The sequence below is a fragment of the Aeromonas sp. Y318-3 genome (assembly GCF_027706185.1).
Classification (GTDB): Bacteria; Pseudomonadota; Gammaproteobacteria; order Enterobacterales; family Aeromonadaceae; genus Aeromonas; species Aeromonas veronii.
In genome coordinates this window covers 1-17,656 of record NZ_JAPDCN010000032.1, presented here as the reverse complement: position 1 = coordinate 17,656, position 17,656 = coordinate 1, and the positions used below count along the sequence as shown (strand labels likewise).

The 17,656-nt window shown below is 58.9% G+C and carries 17 protein-coding genes; 10 read left to right on the top strand and 7 right to left on the bottom strand.

The window, feature by feature from the left end:
* The first annotated feature begins 98 nt into the window (after positions 1-98).
* The 4 genes from OKB77_RS23340 (at position 99) to OKB77_RS23325 (ending at position 2,730) form a co-directional block, all read left to right on the top strand.
* The gene (locus tag OKB77_RS23340) at positions 99-725 is read left to right on the top strand and encodes a DJ-1/PfpI family protein (protein WP_270818631.1); all 627 of its coding nucleotides are present in this window, start codon (positions 99-101) and stop codon (positions 723-725) included.
* A gap of 139 nt (positions 726-864) precedes the next feature.
* Positions 865-1,347 (top strand): GNAT family N-acetyltransferase, encoded by a 483-nt coding sequence (locus tag OKB77_RS23335; RefSeq protein WP_064338032.1) that lies wholly within the window; start codon positions 865-867, stop codon positions 1,345-1,347.
* Positions 1,347-1,850: a peptide deformylase gene (gene def, locus OKB77_RS23330; protein WP_064338031.1), complete on the top strand. Its 504-nt coding sequence runs from the start codon at positions 1,347-1,349 to the stop codon at positions 1,848-1,850. The genes OKB77_RS23335 and def overlap by 1 nt, the downstream gene beginning before the upstream one ends.
* Positions 1,851-1,899: 49 nt before the next feature.
* On the top strand, positions 1,900-2,730 hold the full coding sequence (locus OKB77_RS23325) for a hypothetical protein (protein WP_270818627.1): 831 nt from the start codon (positions 1,900-1,902) through the stop codon (positions 2,728-2,730).
* 79 nt (positions 2,731-2,809) lie between these two features.
* Here the strand turns inward: OKB77_RS23325 and OKB77_RS23320 are convergent, their stop codons facing one another.
* Entirely contained in the window at positions 2,810-3,013 is a 204-nt protein-coding gene (locus tag OKB77_RS23320; RefSeq protein ID WP_005352285.1) for a hypothetical protein, read from the bottom strand.
* A 479-nt stretch (positions 3,014-3,492) separates the two neighbouring features.
* Entirely contained in the window at positions 3,493-4,734 is a 1,242-nt protein-coding gene (locus OKB77_RS23315) for an esterase/lipase family protein (RefSeq protein ID WP_064338029.1), read from the bottom strand.
* Between the two features lie 212 nt (positions 4,735-4,946).
* Between OKB77_RS23315 and OKB77_RS23310 the strand changes: the two genes are divergently transcribed.
* Positions 4,947-5,951, top strand: a complete 1,005-nt coding sequence (locus tag OKB77_RS23310; RefSeq protein WP_064340037.1) for a Wadjet anti-phage system protein JetD domain-containing protein — start codon at positions 4,947-4,949, stop codon at positions 5,949-5,951.
* A gap of 41 nt (positions 5,952-5,992) precedes the next feature.
* Here OKB77_RS23310 and OKB77_RS23305 read toward each other — a convergent pair whose 3' ends face one another.
* Positions 5,993-6,586 carry a hypothetical protein gene (locus OKB77_RS23305; RefSeq protein ID WP_064338028.1) on the bottom strand — a complete coding sequence of 198 codons (594 nt, stop codon included), beginning with the start codon at positions 6,584-6,586 and terminating at the stop codon, positions 5,993-5,995.
* 612 nt (positions 6,587-7,198) lie between these two features.
* Between OKB77_RS23305 and ygeW the strand changes: the two genes are divergently transcribed.
* The 5 genes from ygeW to arcC all read left to right on the top strand — a co-directional run bounded on the left by ygeW (position 7,199) and on the right by arcC (position 13,576).
* Positions 7,199-8,386 carry a knotted carbamoyltransferase YgeW gene (ygeW, locus tag OKB77_RS23300; protein ID WP_042080838.1) on the top strand — a complete coding sequence of 396 codons (1,188 nt, stop codon included), beginning with the start codon at positions 7,199-7,201 and terminating at the stop codon, positions 8,384-8,386.
* Positions 8,387-8,523: 137 nt separating this feature from the next.
* Positions 8,524-9,723: a diaminopropionate ammonia-lyase gene (dpaL, locus tag OKB77_RS23295; RefSeq protein WP_064338026.1), complete on the top strand. Its 1,200-nt coding sequence runs from the start codon at positions 8,524-8,526 to the stop codon at positions 9,721-9,723.
* A gap of 110 nt (positions 9,724-9,833) precedes the next feature.
* On the top strand, positions 9,834-11,051 hold the full coding sequence (locus OKB77_RS23290; RefSeq protein WP_199427992.1) for a YgeY family selenium metabolism-linked hydrolase: 1,218 nt from the start codon (positions 9,834-9,836) through the stop codon (positions 11,049-11,051).
* A 114-nt stretch (positions 11,052-11,165) separates the two neighbouring features.
* The gene (gene hydA, locus OKB77_RS23285) at positions 11,166-12,584 is read left to right on the top strand and encodes a dihydropyrimidinase (protein ID WP_150390514.1); all 1,419 of its coding nucleotides are present in this window, start codon (positions 11,166-11,168) and stop codon (positions 12,582-12,584) included.
* Between the two features lie 59 nt (positions 12,585-12,643).
* The gene (gene arcC, locus OKB77_RS23280) at positions 12,644-13,576 is read left to right on the top strand and encodes a carbamate kinase (RefSeq protein WP_064338024.1); all 933 of its coding nucleotides are present in this window, start codon (positions 12,644-12,646) and stop codon (positions 13,574-13,576) included.
* A gap of 153 nt (positions 13,577-13,729) precedes the next feature.
* Here arcC and OKB77_RS23275 read toward each other — a convergent pair whose 3' ends face one another.
* The 4 genes from OKB77_RS23275 to OKB77_RS23260 form a co-directional block, all read right to left on the bottom strand.
* A complete protein-coding gene (locus OKB77_RS23275) occupies positions 13,730-14,953 on the bottom strand; it encodes an MFS transporter (protein ID WP_064338023.1) in 1,224 nt (407 codons plus the stop codon).
* Positions 14,954-15,008: 55 nt separating this feature from the next.
* Complete coding sequence (locus OKB77_RS23270) at positions 15,009-15,779, bottom strand: ABC transporter ATP-binding protein (RefSeq protein WP_265775590.1); 771 nt, start codon at positions 15,777-15,779, stop codon at positions 15,009-15,011.
* Positions 15,772-16,824 carry a FecCD family ABC transporter permease gene (locus OKB77_RS23265; protein WP_150389050.1) on the bottom strand — a complete coding sequence of 351 codons (1,053 nt, stop codon included), beginning with the start codon at positions 16,822-16,824 and terminating at the stop codon, positions 15,772-15,774. Before OKB77_RS23265 ends, OKB77_RS23270 begins: the two co-directional genes overlap by 8 nt.
* Positions 16,825-16,923: 99 nt before the next feature.
* Positions 16,924-17,571, bottom strand: coding sequence for an ABC transporter substrate-binding protein (locus tag OKB77_RS23260; protein ID WP_270818623.1), 648 nt, complete (start codon positions 17,569-17,571; stop codon positions 16,924-16,926).
* Between the last annotated feature and the right edge of the window lie 85 nt (positions 17,572-17,656).

The following is a 17,656-nucleotide window of genomic DNA, read 5'->3' as shown; positions in this document are numbered from 1 at the left end:
GATGATTCATGCTGAACCTTATCCCTGATGCCAAGTGGGGCTCATGATCTCACATCAGGGACTTGTTCGCACCTTCCTTAGTTCATGTTGATTACAGGATGGATAGAGTGAACTCAGAAAGGAAGCGAAATTCAAAAGTAATTCTATTTTTGTGTAATGGGGTTGAAGAGTATGAGGCCTCAGTATTTACAGATGCCTTTGGTTGGACGACAACTTATGGCCTTGAGCCCATACAGTTAACTACAGTTGGTTTTCACCAACGAGTTAAATGTGCATGGAATTTTACGATCGAACCGGAATGTCTGTTTGATGAAATAGATATCGAAGAGTTTGATGCCCTAGTAATACCGGGTGGTATGAGCGGTGCAGGCTTTTATGATGATGCATATGACCCAAGGCTATTGGCATGGATTAAAGATTTTGATGCCAAGGGAAAAGTTGTTGCTTCGGTGTGCGTGGGGGCATTGCCTATTGCCAAAAGTGGTGTGCTAAGTGGTCGCAATGGTACGACTTATCATCTGAGTCAGAAACGGCAACAACAGATGCAAGAGTATGGTGTACAGGTACTGAATCAACCTATCGTTATCGATGGGAATATTATCACTTCACGTAGCCCGTCCACTGCAATAAACGTTGCGTTTCTTGTCGTGGATATGCTTACCTCAAAAGCCAATCTAGAAAAAATTAAAGAGGGGATGGGGTTTCTCGACGGTGGCATCTGCTAAATGTACGAGTTCTTGTTGAAGTAAAAATAGCTTGGTGCTTTATATTGAGTGCTCAGGGTAGATCTTTTTGGCTATCAGTATGTCTTAATAATTTATCAGTTTGTTTATTTTTTTCAATATGGCTTGAGCAGGGAATGAGATGGATATTGAGCTGATTGATGTGTCGCAAAATGAATTTGATCAGGTCTTTACTGCCGTGAAACAGGGGATTTTTCCCTATGTTGAGGCGCTCTTTGGCTGGGATGACCAATTTCAACGTGAACGGATAACCAGCTCCTATCTGCCGCAATGGTTTTCGTGGATCTTGCATGGGGGAGAACGCATTGGTTTGTTATGTAGCAAGCCATATGAGGATGCCCAGCATGTCCATCTGCTGATCATTTTCCCTCAGTATCAGGGGCGGCAGCTTGGCGCTGCCGTGATGGAACGGCTTCATCAGGAGGCTGAGCGTGAGGGGAAATGCCGGGTCACCTTGTCCAGCTTCACAGAGAACCATGGGGCGATACGGTTTTATGAGCGCCTTGGTTACAACGTGGTTGAAGAGGATCAGGCGTTTGTCTCCATGTCCCGGCCGTTGGGCTGTGACCTCGGATTGAAAAAAGTGGTTAATGGAGAGTTGTGATGGCAATTTTGAATATTTTGACGGCTCCCGACCCCAAATTGAGGCTCAAGGCCGAGCGGGTTGAGGATATCGCTGCCGTACAGGGGCTGATCGATGACATGCTGGAGACCCTGTATGCGACGGAAAACGGGATTGGCTTGGCCGCGACTCAAGTCGGGCGTAAAGAGGCCGTCGTTATTATCGACTTGTCCGAGAGCAGGGATCAGCCGCTGGTTTTGATTAATCCACAAGTGATAAGCGGTACTGACAAGGTGCTTGGACAAGAGGGTTGTCTCTCCGTGCCGGATTATTATGCGGATGTCGAGCGTTACAGCTCGGTGGTGGTATCTGCACTGGATCGAAAAGGCAATCCGATTACGATTGAAAGCAGCGATTTTTTGGCCATTGTCATGCAGCATGAAATTGATCATCTGGATGGCAACTTGTTCATTGATTACCTGTCACCGCTCAAGCGGCAGATGGCACTCAAACGAGTTAAAAAATCTCTCAAGTCCGCCAGCTAATGTTTGCGGATAGTGGCTGGCCGTTTTAGTAATGTGGAGTGCAGGCAGAATGAAAGTGGCAAGATGGAATGTCAGGGCACTGTTTGGCTGCAATAGCAATGAGGTGCGGAGACGTTATGGGCTGAAGGCTCTGCTGTTGCTGGGAACATTGTGGGTAGCTCTCACTGTATCAGCCGATGAAGAGCAACTGCCGGCCGAATATCGCCCCTTTGTGCAGCAGTTGGTCGATGCGGCAGAAGCCCGGGATCATCAGGCCCTTGCCAACCAGATGAAGTACCCCTTCAAGCAGGAGCATCCCATTCCCGCCATCAAAACCCCGGCGGAGATGCTGACCCGTTTTGATGAGGTATTTGATGACGCCATATTAAAAAGCATCGCTACATCACGGGTCGGGCAGGATTGGCAGACCATGGGGTGGCGCGGCATTATGCTCGGCAGTGGCGAGGTCTGGATGGATTTTGATGGCAAGGTGATCGGTATCAATCATCAGACGGCGCAGGCCGCCAAATTGAAAGCCGAGCTTATCGCCAGGCAGAAGAGTGGTCTGCATCCCAGTGTGCGGGAGTACAAGAGCCCCGAGCTGATGTGGCAGACCGAGAAATTTACCATCCGCATCGACGAGCTGGACGATGGCCACTATCGCTACGCCTCCTGGGCCAAGGGCAAGACGCTCGCCGACAAGCCGGATCTGGTGTTGAAAAATGGCACCGTCAGGGTGGAGGGGACGGGGGGCAATCATACCTATCTCTTCACGAGCGGCCCCTATCGCTACGAGTGCGTTGTCACCGTATTGGGTGAGCGAGGCGTGCCACCGGGTGAGTTGGTGGTCTATAAAGATGACGTCGAGATAGTGCACCAACCGGTGATCAAGGTGCTGTGACGCCAACGCCATATCACGACTTATCAAAGAGCGGCCAGGTGCCGCTCTTTTGCTTTCGCAAACTGAAGAATGAGCTTCGCTAGCTTTGCGGCACCCTGACCCCTTTATCGAGATAGAGGCTGCTGTAGTGGGCGCGGTGGGTGACAAACATCACCTGATGGCGGCTGCCGTCGGAGAGGATAATAAAATCCCCCGCCTGAGCGGGGCTCTGCAAGGTGATCTCCTGCTCGGGGGCGGTCAGGCGATCGACATCTTCCTTGAAGGTGAGGGTGTAAGAGTACATATGGCGCTCCACTGCTGGCTCATATCAAACACTCCGTTGAAGGTAGTTGCTGGCATGGGCACGCGCGGCGCCCGATTGGCGCTGTTAGACCAAATATCAGCGGTGAGAACGTGCGTGACTTCAGTCGGGTTGTTCTGCTGAGGTGCGCTTGAGGCGTTTACATCAAGGCCATTGGTATCAAAACGATGGTAAAGGGGCGAAAGGGGGATGAAAAAACCGCCTTTTGGCGGTTTCTCTTATGCGATGGGCCCTACTTCAGGGCCTTCTTTAGCTTCTTGATCTTGCCTTCATGCTTGGCAATTTTCTCAAGACGAGCGGCGATCTTCTTCTTGATCTCTTTCTTGCTTGCTTTGGCCATCGGTGGCGCTCCTTTGCAGTGAGGACACATGAGGTGTCAGTGTGGGTCTTCCCTTTGACGTCCCAGAGTGCCACAGGGCTCCTTTGTGAACCAGCACTCTGTTGCTTTAATAGCCAGCTCGCTATAACTGCAAGGGGCTGAGCCAGCGCAGCAGTTGCTGGCCAACCTGCGGGCTGGAGAGCAGGGCCATATGGCTGGTGCGATAGACAATCAGGGTATGGGCAGGAAGAAAAGCCAGCTGATGGCGCGCTTCATTGTGCTGACCGAGGGCGCTGCGTAGCGGCACCAGTCCATCGCCAATCAGCCGGTCGGCCAGCAGGCTGCGCTTGGTGGCAGTGGTCGCGGCAATGGCATAGCAGTTGACGCTGCAGGGCAAGGGGAGTGGGACGCGGGGATCGCGCAAGGGCGCGGCAAGGTCGGGTTGGGCGAGCGTCTCGGTCACCTTGCCGTGGCGCAGATCCTTGATGCCAGCACTGCGCAGCCGCGCCAGTCTGACGAAGGGTTCGCTGTAGGCGGTAGCGGGCAGTAACTGCTCCAGCCAGTGACCTGCATGTTCGAGCGGTGCGCCGTGGTGTGGTGTGCCGAGAAAGATCAGGTTGGCAAGGTGCGCAAGCCAGGTAAGCCCGGCCTGGTTGGCATGGTGGCAGGCGCTGCGTGCAACCAGTCCCCCCATGCTGTAGCCCATTATCGTTATCTCTTTGAGCTCTCCCGGCCAGTGGGCGAGCAACTGCTCCAGCAACAGGGCAAGTTGCTGCCCGTTTTGTGTAATGGGCAGGCCCGAGTTGTAGCGCAGGTAAAGAGGCTGATAGCCAAGCGCGGCGGCAAGTTGCTCTCCGTGATTGACCGGTTTGCCTTGATGTTCGGTCTGCCACTGCAGATCGTTCATGCAGAGGCCATGGATCATCAGCAGCACCCGTCCCTCGCGGGGTAGATCCTCCGGCATCGCCTGCCAATCGAGGGGCTTGCCCTGATAGCGCAGGGTCATGGGGGTGGCGAGGGCATTGTGGTGTTCGACCAGCTTGTCCCCCAACACGCCGTTGAGCGTGGCGATCAGGGCCGCGCGTTTCGGGGTTTCGGGGATCTTGTGGGGCGGCGGTGTGGCTGGCAGGCGGCTGAGCAGATGGTTGATGCCGCTGCTTAGGTTGTTGGCGGTGCCATGTACCCCCTTGTAGACCAGCCCGGTGATCCCGGCTGTTTTTCCCTCATCCCGTCCCTTGAGCCCCATACCGCTCAGTACCGCCTGATGCACTGCTTCGGTGATCTCTACCGCGGCGGGCAGCGCCAGAGTCAGCAGGTGCGCCAGTTCGCGGATATCCGAAAGATGCCAGGAAGAGGATGGCGATGGGTCTGTGGCGTCGGTCATGGCAAGCCCTTGTGGAAGCGGGTATCGCGTTGTCGTGCCGCGAAGAGCGCAGCGTATCTCTATATCAAACCAGCTTGCGCCCTTTGTGGCGGGTTTACCAGTAACGGGCCATGCATGGCGGGGCTGATAAGAACCGCTTGCGAAGCCGGTCACGGTAATGACAGGGAAAATCACCTCTACTTCGTCATATGAAGCCACATGGAGAGGTGATGATGTCGCTGTTTAATGAGGTGCGGGTACAGGATTTGTGTGCACGGTTGCTCGATAGCCAGAACGAGAAGGGCTGCTCCCTTGAGAGTCGGCATGGCCGCGAGTTGAAGGAGTTGCTGCAGGCTTTGGGTGGAGTCGAGTCAGTTGGGCGCAGTTCCCGTCATATATTGACCGACGCGGGGCGGACTTTTCTGACCGGACAACTGGCACGGGCTGCGCCCCCCGAACCGGACAAGGGGGAGCATCTGCAACGTCTGGGAGTGAGTTTGCCTGCACGGCTCAATCAGGCCTGCTTTTATGCCCTCTGGCATGGGGACAGCAAGCATCCGCGATCAGCATCCCTTGCCGCGCCACAGCTTGCGGACTTGTCGCTCACGCAAGATGAGGTGATCCGCATCCGTACCCTCGAACCGCTCTCACTGGTCGATCGGCAGGGTCAGCTGCACGATATGACGGCAATGATGGCACTGCTGGAGGAATTGGCGTTGCCGGAGCGGACTCTGGGCACGCTGGCGGCCATCGGCTGGCAAGGGGAGCGGGTTATTACGGTGGAGAATAAGGGGGCCTTCGTCGACTACCCGCTGCAACCCGGGCAACTGCTGCTCTTTGCCCCCGGTCGCAATACCACCCTGGCCAAACAGCTGATCCCGCTGCTGCCTGCGGGCGTGCAGTGGGCCCATTTCGGTGATCTCGATCAACGGGGTATCGATATTGCCATCGAGCTGGCGCGCGAGCTAAATCGTCCTGCCATGCTCTGGCTTCCCTGTGAGCTGCAGCCTTATCTGGAGCACTATGCCCGTCCGGTACGCACCTTTGCGGCGGGCAGTGGCAAGGTGCCCTGGCGTGTGACGACGCAGGCCGATCAGGTCGATGATCATGGCTCGCCGGCAGACGTCCCCTGGCTCGATAAACTGTTCACAGACGGGACTTGGCTGGAGCAGGAGGTATTGATTCTGGCCCCTCACTGGCGGAGCTGGTCATTGGAAGAGATGGGCAATCAGGGGTGAAACGGGGAGTCCGCGCTCCCCGTCATTTCGTGGTCAGCTGTTTACTTGGCGTTGATGGGCCCCTTGGTTCCGGCATCATTATCGACCCAGCCATCTTCACCCTTGATGCGGCGATCCCCCTGAATGGTGTAGATGACCATGCCATCCTTGAACACCAGCGCGCCATCGGATTTCTTGGCATTGACCTTCTTGTCGTTGACCCACACCTGATCCTTGCCATCGATGCGGATATTGGCCACGGTGGCGCCGGTTTGGGGGAAGGTGGCGATCCAGTTGCCCGCATAGGGGCTGGCGCTGGTTGCCGCGGCCGGAGCATTGCCAACACCGGCAGCCGCGTTCTCAGCCTTGGTTTTGTTGATATCGCAGCCATTAAGCTCGCTCACCTGAGTGCAGCCCGAGCGCTCGAGCTTCTGCTCATAGCTCAGATTCAGACCGCCCTCCGCGGCTGGGGCGGCCGCGCCAAATCCCGCCTTGGCATTTTCCGCTTTGGTTTTGCGAATGTCACAGCCCTGCGCCTCGGTAACCTGGGTGCAGCCGGAACGCTCCAGTTGCTCGGCATATTTGGCGCTGATGGCGTGGGCAGGGGCGATCCCGAGCAGGGTCAGGGTGATGAGCAGAGCAGCATTCCTGGACATAGATAATCCCTCAAAGATGTAAGTCATGCAGGTTCATCCGCGCAGTTGCGGCAGTGAACGTCGGCCTCTTCTGAGCATCCGAGACAGATGCGCAGCTGGCGTATTCACGTTAGCACCTTGGGCCAACCGCGCCCAGCAATGTGATCGGAAGATAAGGCGAGAGGCGATACGGGCGGGGAGTGCAAGGGAGGTTAAATGGCCGTGACATTTCTGCAGAAGAGGTGGTAACAAAAGAGCAAGTCACTGCACGGCATTATCATAATGATAACGGCAACCCCGCTGATATCATTTCAGCCCCTGAAACTGACCTTTGATGATAATTCTCACCGATGCCGAGATATCGCCTCTGATTATTATCACCCGGCTATTTTATCGCTTGGCCACCCTATCCATCCTTTTATGGAATAAACCGCTGAAATAGCCACTGATTTTGTGGGTGGCATCACACACTTTCGTCATTTATTAATATCTGCCTGCATTTTATTGGTTTGGCACGGTTATTGATTGCCTCATATCGACGCTAACCGACGCGCTCACCCACAACCGGGATGCTGGTGACATCGTGAGTGAAAGGGGAGCTATCCATATCTCATCCAATGATTGGGGCGAACGATGAAAGCAGTTAACGAATTAATCAAAGAGATCAGAGCACTCAAATCCAACTTGCATGAAAAAGATTTTCTGCTGACCTGGGAGCAAACCCCTCAGGAGCTGGAGCTGGTATTGAAACTGGCCGAATCACTCAAGACCCTGCGCGCCGAAAATATCTGCACCAAACTGTTTAATAGCGGGCTCGGTATCTCGGTTTTCCGCGATAACTCCACCCGAACCCGCTTCTCTTACGCCTCTGCGCTGAACCTGCTCGGTCTGGCCCAGCAGGATCTGGACGAGGGCAAATCCCAGATCGCCCACGGTGAGACCGTCCGTGAAACGGCCAACATGATCTCCTTCTGCGCCGATGCCATCGGCATTCGTGACGACATGTTCCTCGGTGCCGGCAACGCCTATATGCGCGAAGTGGGCGCCGCACTGGATGAAGGGTTCGAGAAGGGCGTACTGCCCCAGCGTCCGGCGCTGGTCAACCTGCAGTGCGACATTGATCACCCGACCCAGTCGATGGCTGATCTCGCCTGGTTGCAGGAGCACTTCGGCAGCCTGGATAGCCTCAAGGGCAAGAAAATTGCGATGACCTGGGCTTACTCCCCGAGCTACGGCAAGCCGCTCTCCGTGCCGCAGGGCATCATCGGCTTGATGACCCGTTTCGGTATGGACGTGACCCTGGCCCATCCGGAAGGGTATGACCTGATCCCGGACGTGATCGAAGTAGCCAAAGAGAATGCCAAGGCATCTGGCGGCAGCTTCCGTCAGGTCACCTCCATGGAAGAGGCGTTCAAGGATGCGGATATCGTCTATCCCAAGTCCTGGGCCCCCTACAAGGTGATGGAGCGGCGCACCGAGTTGCTGCGCGCCAATGACCACGCTGGCCTCAAAGAGCTGGAGAAACATTGCCTTGAGCAGAACGCCAAGCACAAGGATTGGCACTGCACCGAGGAGATGATGAAGCTCACCAAGGGTGGCGAAGCGCTCTATATGCACTGCCTGCCCGCCGATATTTCCGGTGTCTCCTGCAAGGAAGGGGAAGTAACCGAAGGGGTATTCGAGAAATACCGTATCGCCACTTACAAAGAGGCGAGCTGGAAGCCCTATATTATCGCCGCCATGATCATGGCCCGTAAATTCTCCGCCCCGGCAGAAACCCTGGAAAATCTGATTAAAGAGGCGCAAAAGCGGGTGAAATAAATAACGGCAGGGCAGGGTGAATATTCATCCTGCCCACGCTGTCGAATCCATTATTTCGAGTTTTCTCCCCGTGGCATCTGAATAACGGATCTCCCGGCGAGGCAGCTCTTTGTCAGGTAACGCCTAGTGAGGTAAGCATGTCCCAATTTTCTTTGAAGATGGATATTGCCGATAACCGCTTTTTTACCGCCGAGCCATCTCCGCTGTTTTCTCGCGCCGAAGCACAAAAGGCTCGCGCTTTTCATAAAAAACTGGCCGGTTATGAACCGACCCCATTGTGCGACCTGAAAGCTCTGGCCGCCTATATCGGGGTGAAAAATATATTGGTCAAGGACGAGTCAAAGCGCTTTGGCCTCAATGCCTTCAAGATGCTGGGTGGCGTTTATGCCATCGCCAACCTGCTCTGTGAAAAATATGGGGTGGCCATCGAGGATTTCTCCTTCGATCTCATCAAACGCACCATCAAGGAGCCGATGACATTCGCCACTACCACAGATGGCAACCACGGTCGCGGCGTTGCTTGGGCCGCCAAGCAGGTGGGTCAGCATGCGGTGGTCTACATGCCCAAGGGCTCGGCCCGGGAGCGGGTTGACCACATTCTCAATCTCGGTGCCGAGTGCATCGTCACCGACATGAACTACGACGACACCGTGCGCCTGACCATGAAGATGGCCGAAGAGCGCGGTTGGCACATAGTGCAGGACACCGCCTGGGAGGGCTACACCAAGATCCCGACCTGGATCATGCAGGGTTACTCCACTCTGGCCGACGAAGCGGTCGAGCAGATGCAGGCCATGGGCATCAAGCAGCCGACCCACGTGCTGCTGCAGGCCGGGGTCGGGGCGCTGGCGGGCGGTGTGCTCGGTTATCTGGTGGACTGCTTCGGGGCGAAAAACCTGCACAGTATCGTGGTCGAACCGGATCAGGCCGACTGCATCTACCGCTCCGGTGTGGCGGGGGAGATGGTCAACGTGGGGGGCGATATGCGCACCATCATGGCCGGTCTCGCCTGTGGCGAACCCAACCCCCTCGGCTGGCCGCTGCTCAGAAGCTGCACCACCCAGTTCATCTCCTGTCACGACAAGGTGTCGGCGCTGGGCATGCGGGTGCTGGGCAACCCCCTTGGCAATGACCCCCGCATCATCTCCGGTGAGTCCGGCTCGGTCGGCACCGGCGTGCTGGCTGCGGTGCGCCACCACCCGGATCGCGCGGCGCTGATGGAACGTCTGGGGCTAAGTCGCGACTCCGTAGTGCTGATCATCAACACCGAAGGGGACACCGATGTGACCCACTACCGGGAAGTGGTGTGGGAAGGCAAACACCCGGCCTGCGAGTAAGCAACCACAAATCAAAGAACTGATCGCGCCTCGCCAACGGGGCGCGGTAACGGGCACAGGGCGCTGCCGACGAACAGGCCGCGCACTCTCAGTTGTTATGGAGAATCACAATGAGCAAGCAAATTCCGTTTGAAATGGTGTTGGAGAAGGCCTACCAGTACAAGGCCGAGATGAGTCAGTTCCTGCGCGACATGATCGCCATCCCGAGCGAGAGCTGCAATGAAGAGCGCGTGGTGCTGCGCATCAAGCAGGAGATGGAGAAGGTTGGTTTTGACAAGGTTGAGATCGATCCCATGGGCAACGTGCTGGGCTATATCGGCCACGGCCCGCACCTGATCGCCATGGATGCCCACATCGATACCGTCGGTGTCGGCAACCGCGCCAACTGGACCTTCGACCCCTATGAGGGGATGGAAGATCACGAGATCATCGGTGGCCGCGGTGCATCTGACCAAGAAGGGGGTATGGCCTCCATGGTTTACGCGGGCAAGATCATCAAGGATCTGGGGCTGGAAGATCAGTACACCCTGCTGGTGACCGGCACCGTGCAGGAGGAGGATTGCGATGGCCTCTGCTGGCAGTACATCATCGAGCAGAGCAAGATCCGCCCCGAGTTTGTGGTCAGTACCGAGCCCACCGACTGCCAGATCTACCGTGGCCAGCGTGGCCGCATGGAGATCCGTGTGGAAGTGCAGGGGGTGAGCTGCCACGGCTCCGCGCCGGAGCGCGGTGACAACGCCATCTTCAAGATGGGCCCCATCCTTGGCGAGCTGCAGGAGCTGAGCCAAAACCTTGGCAACGATGACTTCCTCGGCAAGGGCACCCTGACCGTCTCCGAGATCTTCTTCACTTCGCCAAGCCGCTGCGCCGTGGCGGATAGCTGCGCCGTCTCCATCGACCGTCGTTTGACCTGGGGCGAGACCTGGCAAGGTGCGCTGGATGAGATCCGCGCCCTGCCAGCGGTACAAGCCGCCGGTGCCGAGGTCTCCATGTACCAGTACGACCGTCCGGCCTATACCGGTCTGGTCTATCCGACCGAGTGCTACTTCCCGACCTGGAAGGTGGAAGAGGATCACATCACCGTCAAAACCCTCTCCAAGGCTTATCGCGAGCTGTTCAACAAGGAGCCGGTGGTAGACAAGTGGACCTTCTCGACCAACGGGGTCTCCATCATGGGGCGCCACGGTATTCCGGTCATCGGTTTTGGCCCGGGTAAAGAGCCGGAAGCCCACGCGCCGAACGAGAAGACCTGGAAAGAGCATCTGGTCAAGTGCGCCGCCATGTACGCCGTGATCCCCATGCTCTATCTGGCCGAGCTGGACAAGTAAGGGGGCTGCCGGGTGGTGACTGCCATCGCCGCCCGGCTGTCGCAAGTGTGGCAAGTGCCCCGTCTGTGTTGAGGCGGGGTTTTGCTGTTTGAAGTGATGTTCGAGGTGGTGGGGATGAAACGGCTGATCAAAAACGGTGTGTTGGTCGATGCGCAGGGTGAATATCGTCAGGATCTGCTGATCGAAAACGGGGTGATCCGCGCCCGTGCCGCCGATATCCAGCCCGATGGCGAAACCGAGGTGATCGATGCCAGCGGCTGCTATGTGATGCCGGGTGGCATCGATGTCCACACCCACTTCAACATCGATGTGGGGATTGGCCGCAGTTGCGATGACTTTTTCAGCGGTACCCGTGCCGCCGCCTGTGGTGGCACCACCACCATCATCGACCACATGGGATTTGGCCCGGCGGGGTGCAATCTGCATCACCAGCTGGCCCGCTATCACGACTATGCCGCCGATCAGGCGGTTATCGATTACAGTTTTCACGGCGTTGTCCAGCATGTGGATGACGCCATCCTCCACGAGATGGCCGCCATGGTGCAGGAGGAGGGGATCAGCAGCTTCAAGCTCTATCTCACCTACCAGTACAAGCTGGGTGATCACGACGTGCTGCGCGCCCTGGCCCGCCTCAAGGAGGTGGGGGCGCTCGCCACCGTCCATCCCGAGAACGATGCCGCCATCGCGGCGCGCCGGGCTGCCCTATTGGCCGCTGGCCATCATGAGCCCTGGTATCACCCGCAAAGCCGCCCGCTGGAGTGCGAAGCCGAGGCGGTGGCCCGGATGATCAATCTGGCGGGGCTCGCTGGCAATGCGCCGCTCTATATCGTCCACCTTTCAAACGGACTGGGGCTGGAGTATCTGAAACTGGCGCGCCGTCAGGGCCAACCGGTCTGGGTGGAGACCTGCCCGCAATATCTGCTTTTGGATGATTCCTGCTACTACCGGGAGAACGGGGTCGACTATCTGCTCAGCCCGCCGCTGCGTGGGCGCAGCGAGCAGGACAAGCTGTGGGTCGGCATCGCTGCGGGCGACATCGACACGGTGGCGACCGATCACTGCAACTTCTCCCACGCTCAGCGCATGACCCTCTCGGGCGGCGATTTCAGCCGCTGCCCCAACGGCTTGCCCGGGGTCGAGAACCGGATGTTGCTGCTGTTTGCTCACGGGGTGCTCGGCGGGCGCATCTCGCCGTCGCGCTTTGTGGCCCTCACCAGCGCCAATTCGGCACGCCTGTTTGGCCTCTGGCCGCGCAAGGGCAACTTGCAAGCGGGGTCTGATGCCGATCTGGTGCTGATGGATCCCCGTGGCGAGACCCTGATCCGCCATGCCGCGCTGCATGACAACGGTGACTACAGCCCCTACGAGGGGATGCGTTGTCCCGGCCAGATCAGGATGACCCTCAGTCGCGGCGAGATAGTCGCTCGCGACGGCGAGTTTCTGGGGCGGCGTGGCCACGGCCGTTTTCTGGCCAGAGCACCCTTTGATCCACTGCTGGGCGAAGCGGTCAGAGAACAGCAATTAGCACAGTGATAGACAGAACAACCGAGTCGGTATGACACCGGCCCACCTTTATCATCGGAGAGCACAAGATGAAACAGCGTATCGTACTGGCCCTGGGGGGCAATGCTCTGGGCAATAACCTGCCCGAGCAGATGAAGGCGGTGCAGAGCACGGCGGGCACTATCGCCGACCTTATCGCCCAAGGGCACGAGGTGGTGGTCACCCACGGCAACGGGCCGCAGGTGGGGATGATCCAGCAGGCGTTCGAAGTGGCGGCCCGCCACGAGCCAAAATCCCCCCATCTGCCGATGTCGGTCTGCGTGGCCCTGAGTCAGGGCTACATCGGTTATGACCTGCAAAATGCTTTGCGCGAAGCCCTGCTGGAACGCGGCATCCACAAGCCGGTTGCTACTCTGGTGACCCAGGTGGAGGTGGATAAAAACGATCCCGCCTTCCTTGACCCGAGCAAGCCCATCGGCGGCTTCTTCAGCAAGGAGGAGGCCGAGGCGCTGATGGCCAAGGGCGAGCGGCTCAAAGAGGACGCCGGTCGCGGCTATCGCCGGGTGGTCGCATCTCCCAAACCCATCGACATCATTGAGAAGGAGACCGTCTCTGCCATGCTGGCCGCCGGTCAGGTGGTGATCACCGTCGGTGGCGGAGGCATTCCGGTGCTGCGCGAAGGTAATCACCTGCGCGGTGCCAGCGCGGTGATCGACAAGGATTGGGCCAGTGCCAAGCTGGCGGAGCTGATCGATGCCGACATGTTGATCATCCTCACCGCGGTGGAGAAGGTTGCCATCAACTTCGGCAAGCCCGATGTGCAGTGGCTCGATACCCTGAGCGTCGCCGATGCCAACAGCTTTATCGCCCAAGGGCAGTTTGCCAAGGGATCCATGTTGCCCAAGGTGGAGGCGGCGCTCTCGTTTGCCACATCCATGCCGGGACGCAAATCCCTCATCACCCTGTTGGAGAAGGCCGCCGAGGGGATCGCTGGCAAGACCGGGACCGTGATCAGCCTGTAATCATGCGTACTGACCCGCAGGGGCATCCGGCCCCCTGATAGAGTGTGGAGCCTTGGCTCCACACTCAGTTTTATTGGGATGGCGGTGACGGATCATCACTGTCAAACGTGTTCTGCAAGCCAGATGAACCGCTCTGTGGGAGTGGCAATGGGGCTAGTTGGAGTGGCTGCCGGGTTTTGTGGATGGCAGAAACCTGTAGAGGCCGATACCGGCGAGCAAACCAATCATCGCCATCAGCAGCCAGATGACAGTGGCGGGGCGGCTGCCCGCATCCCCCAACATAAAACCGATGAGCAGGTTGCCAAAGAGCGCCATGCAGCCGCCAGCGCTGGCATAAAAGCCGTAGTAGCTGCCGAGCTGCTCGGGAGGGGCGTAGCGGGGCAGTTGGGCGGCAAAAAGCGGGAAGCAGAGAATGGATCCGAGCGATAGCAGGGCTACCTGCGTCAACACGCCTGCCGTCGGCCAAGGTGCCAGCAGCGGTAGAGCCAGATAGCTCAAGCCCATCATCCCGATACCCAACCCCATGGCGAGCGGCACTCCCAGGCGCCTCTCTACCAGACGGGAGGCAGGTAGCTGGAGCAGGACGCCGATCACCGCCGAGAGGGTAAAGACGCCTCCGAGCAGGTGGGTGGCGTCCGGCAGGCTCTGGATATGGGCGGGCAGGGCGAGATAGAGCTGGTGGAACAGGATCTGGTAGCTGCCCGCCAGCAGGGTAAACACGATAAAAGGGCGCTGGCGCACTATCTCTATCCATTGGCGCAAAATGGCGCCACGCAGACTCTGGTGGCTCACCGGGCGTTTGGGCAGCACCCGGTATTGCAGCACCCCGAGCACGGCAAACAGGCTGGCTGCCAACAAGCCGGTCAGGGTATAGCTCTGCTGGGTCAGTGTCAGTCCAACCAGGGGCCCGAGCAGCATGCCCGCCTCGCTGGCGAGATTGTGCAGGGCAAAGGCGCGCTGACGCTGGCTCGGGTTGTGGCATTCGCTGGCAAGATACGCCTGGGCGCAAGGGGTGAACAGGGCCCCCGCAAAGCCGGTGAGGGCGGCGGCCAGCAGCAGGATGGGCAGGGACTCGGCCCAGCCGAGCAACACGAAGCCTATGGAGCGCACCAGGCAGCCCCAGACGATGGCGGGGTGATAGCCGATGCGATCCCCAAGGGTGCCCCCCAAGAGAAAGAGCCCCTGCTGGCTGAAGACCCGCATCCCCATGACCAGGCCACAGGCCCAACCGGCGAGACCCAGCCCGCTACCCATGTGCTGGGCGAGGAAGGGCATCATCATGTAGAAGCCGAGGTTGAAGGCCAGCCCGTTGGTGATAAGCAGGCGGGCTGCCGGGCTCATGCCCTGCCAGTCCCGCCAGTAGGAGGCGCTGTTCATCTTCGCCTCCCGTTTGTATGTCGGGAGGGGGCCGCAGGGGTTGTGCTGCGCTCTGTCATGAGGCCTTTCGCACGGTTCTGAGGAAGGGGATGCCGCGCTGATCGTGGCTTATCTCCACTGGCACCTGATAGAGGCGCTCGATAAGGGCCGCGTCGAGCACCCGGGCGGGGGGGCCGAAGGCCTGCAGATCGCCCCCTGCCAGCACGATCAGCTGATCGGCAAACTGGGCAGCGAGGTTGAGATCGTGCAACACCACCAGGGTGATCCACTGCTGCTCGCGGGTCTGCTGACACAGGTGCTCCATCAGTTGCATCTGGTGGTGCAGATCCAGGGCGCTGACCGGCTCGTCCAGCATCATGATACGGGGATCGCGCAGCAGCACCTGGGCAAACAGCACCATCTGCCGCTGGCCGCCGCTCAAGGAGAAGAGGGGGCGATCCGCCAGATGGGCGATGCCGAGCGCCTGCAGGGCGCGACCCGCCGCCAGGATGTCCTCGTCCGCCAGACGCATGGAGAGGCTGTCGAGGCGCCCCAGCACCACCACTTCGATGACGCTCAAGTCCAGCTCCAGTTGGATGTTCTGGGGCATGTAGCCAAACTGCTGGCGCCACCTGGCCTGCGTCATCTGGCGGGCACTCTGGCCCCCCAGCCGGATATCGCCGCCATCCGGAGTCAGTTCACCAAACAGGGCGCGCATCAATGAGGTCTTACCGGTACCGTTCGGACCGATGATCACGTGGACCTGACCCGGATGCAGGGTGAGGCTGAGATCTCGCAGCAGGGTCTGCTGGCCGAGGGAGAGGGTGAGTCGGAATATTTCAAGCACGTTTACGCCCCCTGCCGAGGATCAACCAGATGAAGAAGGGCACGCCAATCAAAGCGGTGACGATGCCGATGGGAAAGAGGGCCCCCGGAATGATGGACTTGGAGAGCACCGAGGCCGCCGAGAGCATGCAGGCGCCGCACAGGGCCGAGAGCGGGATAAGAAAACGCTGATCCTCCCCCACCAACATGCGAGCGATATGGGGCGCCACCAGTCCAACGAAGCCGATGACACCGACGAAACTGGTGGCAGTGGCGGTGAGCAGGGCGACCAGCACCAGAGTCTTCATGCGCAACCTGTCCACGTTGACCCCGAGGCTGCGGGCACGGGCTTCCCCCAAGCGCAGGCTGGTGAGGGCCCAGGCATCCCGGTAGATGAGCAGGGTGCAGATCAGGGTGACGGCGGCGGTGATGATCAGGGAGTCCCAGGTAGTGCGCATCAGGCTGCCAAACAGCCAGAACAGGATCTGCTGGTTGAGCTCGGGGGAGGAGAGAAACTGCAGCAGGGAGAGCAGGGACTGGAACAGGAACAGCAGGGCGATGCCCGCCAGGATCAGGGTCTGGCTGTTGACATGGCGCATCATGGCCAGGCCAAATAAAAGGCTCGCGGCAAACATGCAGAGGATGAAGGCGCCAGCCGGAATGGCAATCAGGGGAGGGAGCCCAAGACCGCCGGTATAGAGCGCCAGTGCGGCACCGAGCCCCGCTGCGGCAGCGAGCCCCAGGGTGTAGGGGCTGGCCAGCGGGTTATCCAGCAGAGTCTGCATCTGGACGCCGCCAAGACCCAGCGCAGCACCGACTACCAGCGCCATCAGGGCGATGGGCAGGCGCATGTCATGGACTATGGTGCGGGTCATGGGATCGGCCTGGGCGGGGGCGAGCAGGGCATCGACCACTTCGCCAAGTGGCAGCAGAGAGGGGCCGGTGGCGATGTCGAGCACCAGGCTAATGCACAGTACCAGGGTGAGCAGCAGGAGCCAGTGCCCGCGACGGCGCTCCCGTTGCCGCTGGCGGGCGAGGGTCTGCTGCAGAGCAGCCAAATCATTCATGATGACAATCCTGAAACGGGCGCCATGAGAGGCGCCCACAAGGGTGAAAGAGGGATGAAGAGGGCTTTGCCTAGATAGGCAAAGCCCGAACGACCGGATTCAGTTTGCGTCACCCTGCTTGATGCCCAGCATAAAGGTGCCCTGGGGGCGGATGGGCAGATAGCGCTGGTAGAAGCCCTGATAGGTGGCCAGTGGATCGAGATCCTGGAACAGATCCGGGTAGAGGGCCTTGGCCATGAACTCGATGAGCGCGGCATCCATGATGCTGCGGGTTGCGCCGTGATAGACCGCATAGAGGCGCCCCTGCTGTACGGCGGGCAACTCGCTCCAGCCCGGGCGGGCGGCAAAGCCCTGCAGGCGCTGGCGCACCGTCTCGGCCGACACATCCTGGCCGACCTGCATCGCCTCTGCGCTGCTCACGCTCTCGTAGCCCGCCATCAGGATGACCTCGGGTTTGCTCGCCAGCAGTTGCTCAGGATGGATGGGACCCCAGCGCTCGACGAAGGGAGCCGCGACGTTGTCACCCCCGGCCAGCAGGGCCATCGCGCCCCACATGTCCTTGCCATAGGTGTAGCTGTATTCGGCAGGTCCCTTGTCGCCCAGCTCGATATAGACCCGAGGGGGCTGGCGCTTCGCGTTGGCAACGCGGGAGGTGATGATGTCAATCTTGGTCTTGTATTCGTCGGCCATCTGTTGGGCACGAGCTTCCTGACCTGTCACCTTGCCCAGCAGCAAGGTGCTCGCCATGTGGCGCTCTAGGCTGTGTTCTCAAAATGCTGGTTTTCTGTCCACCAATAGTTCCCGTAAGTAATGAAGGCAGAAAGCCAGCTTG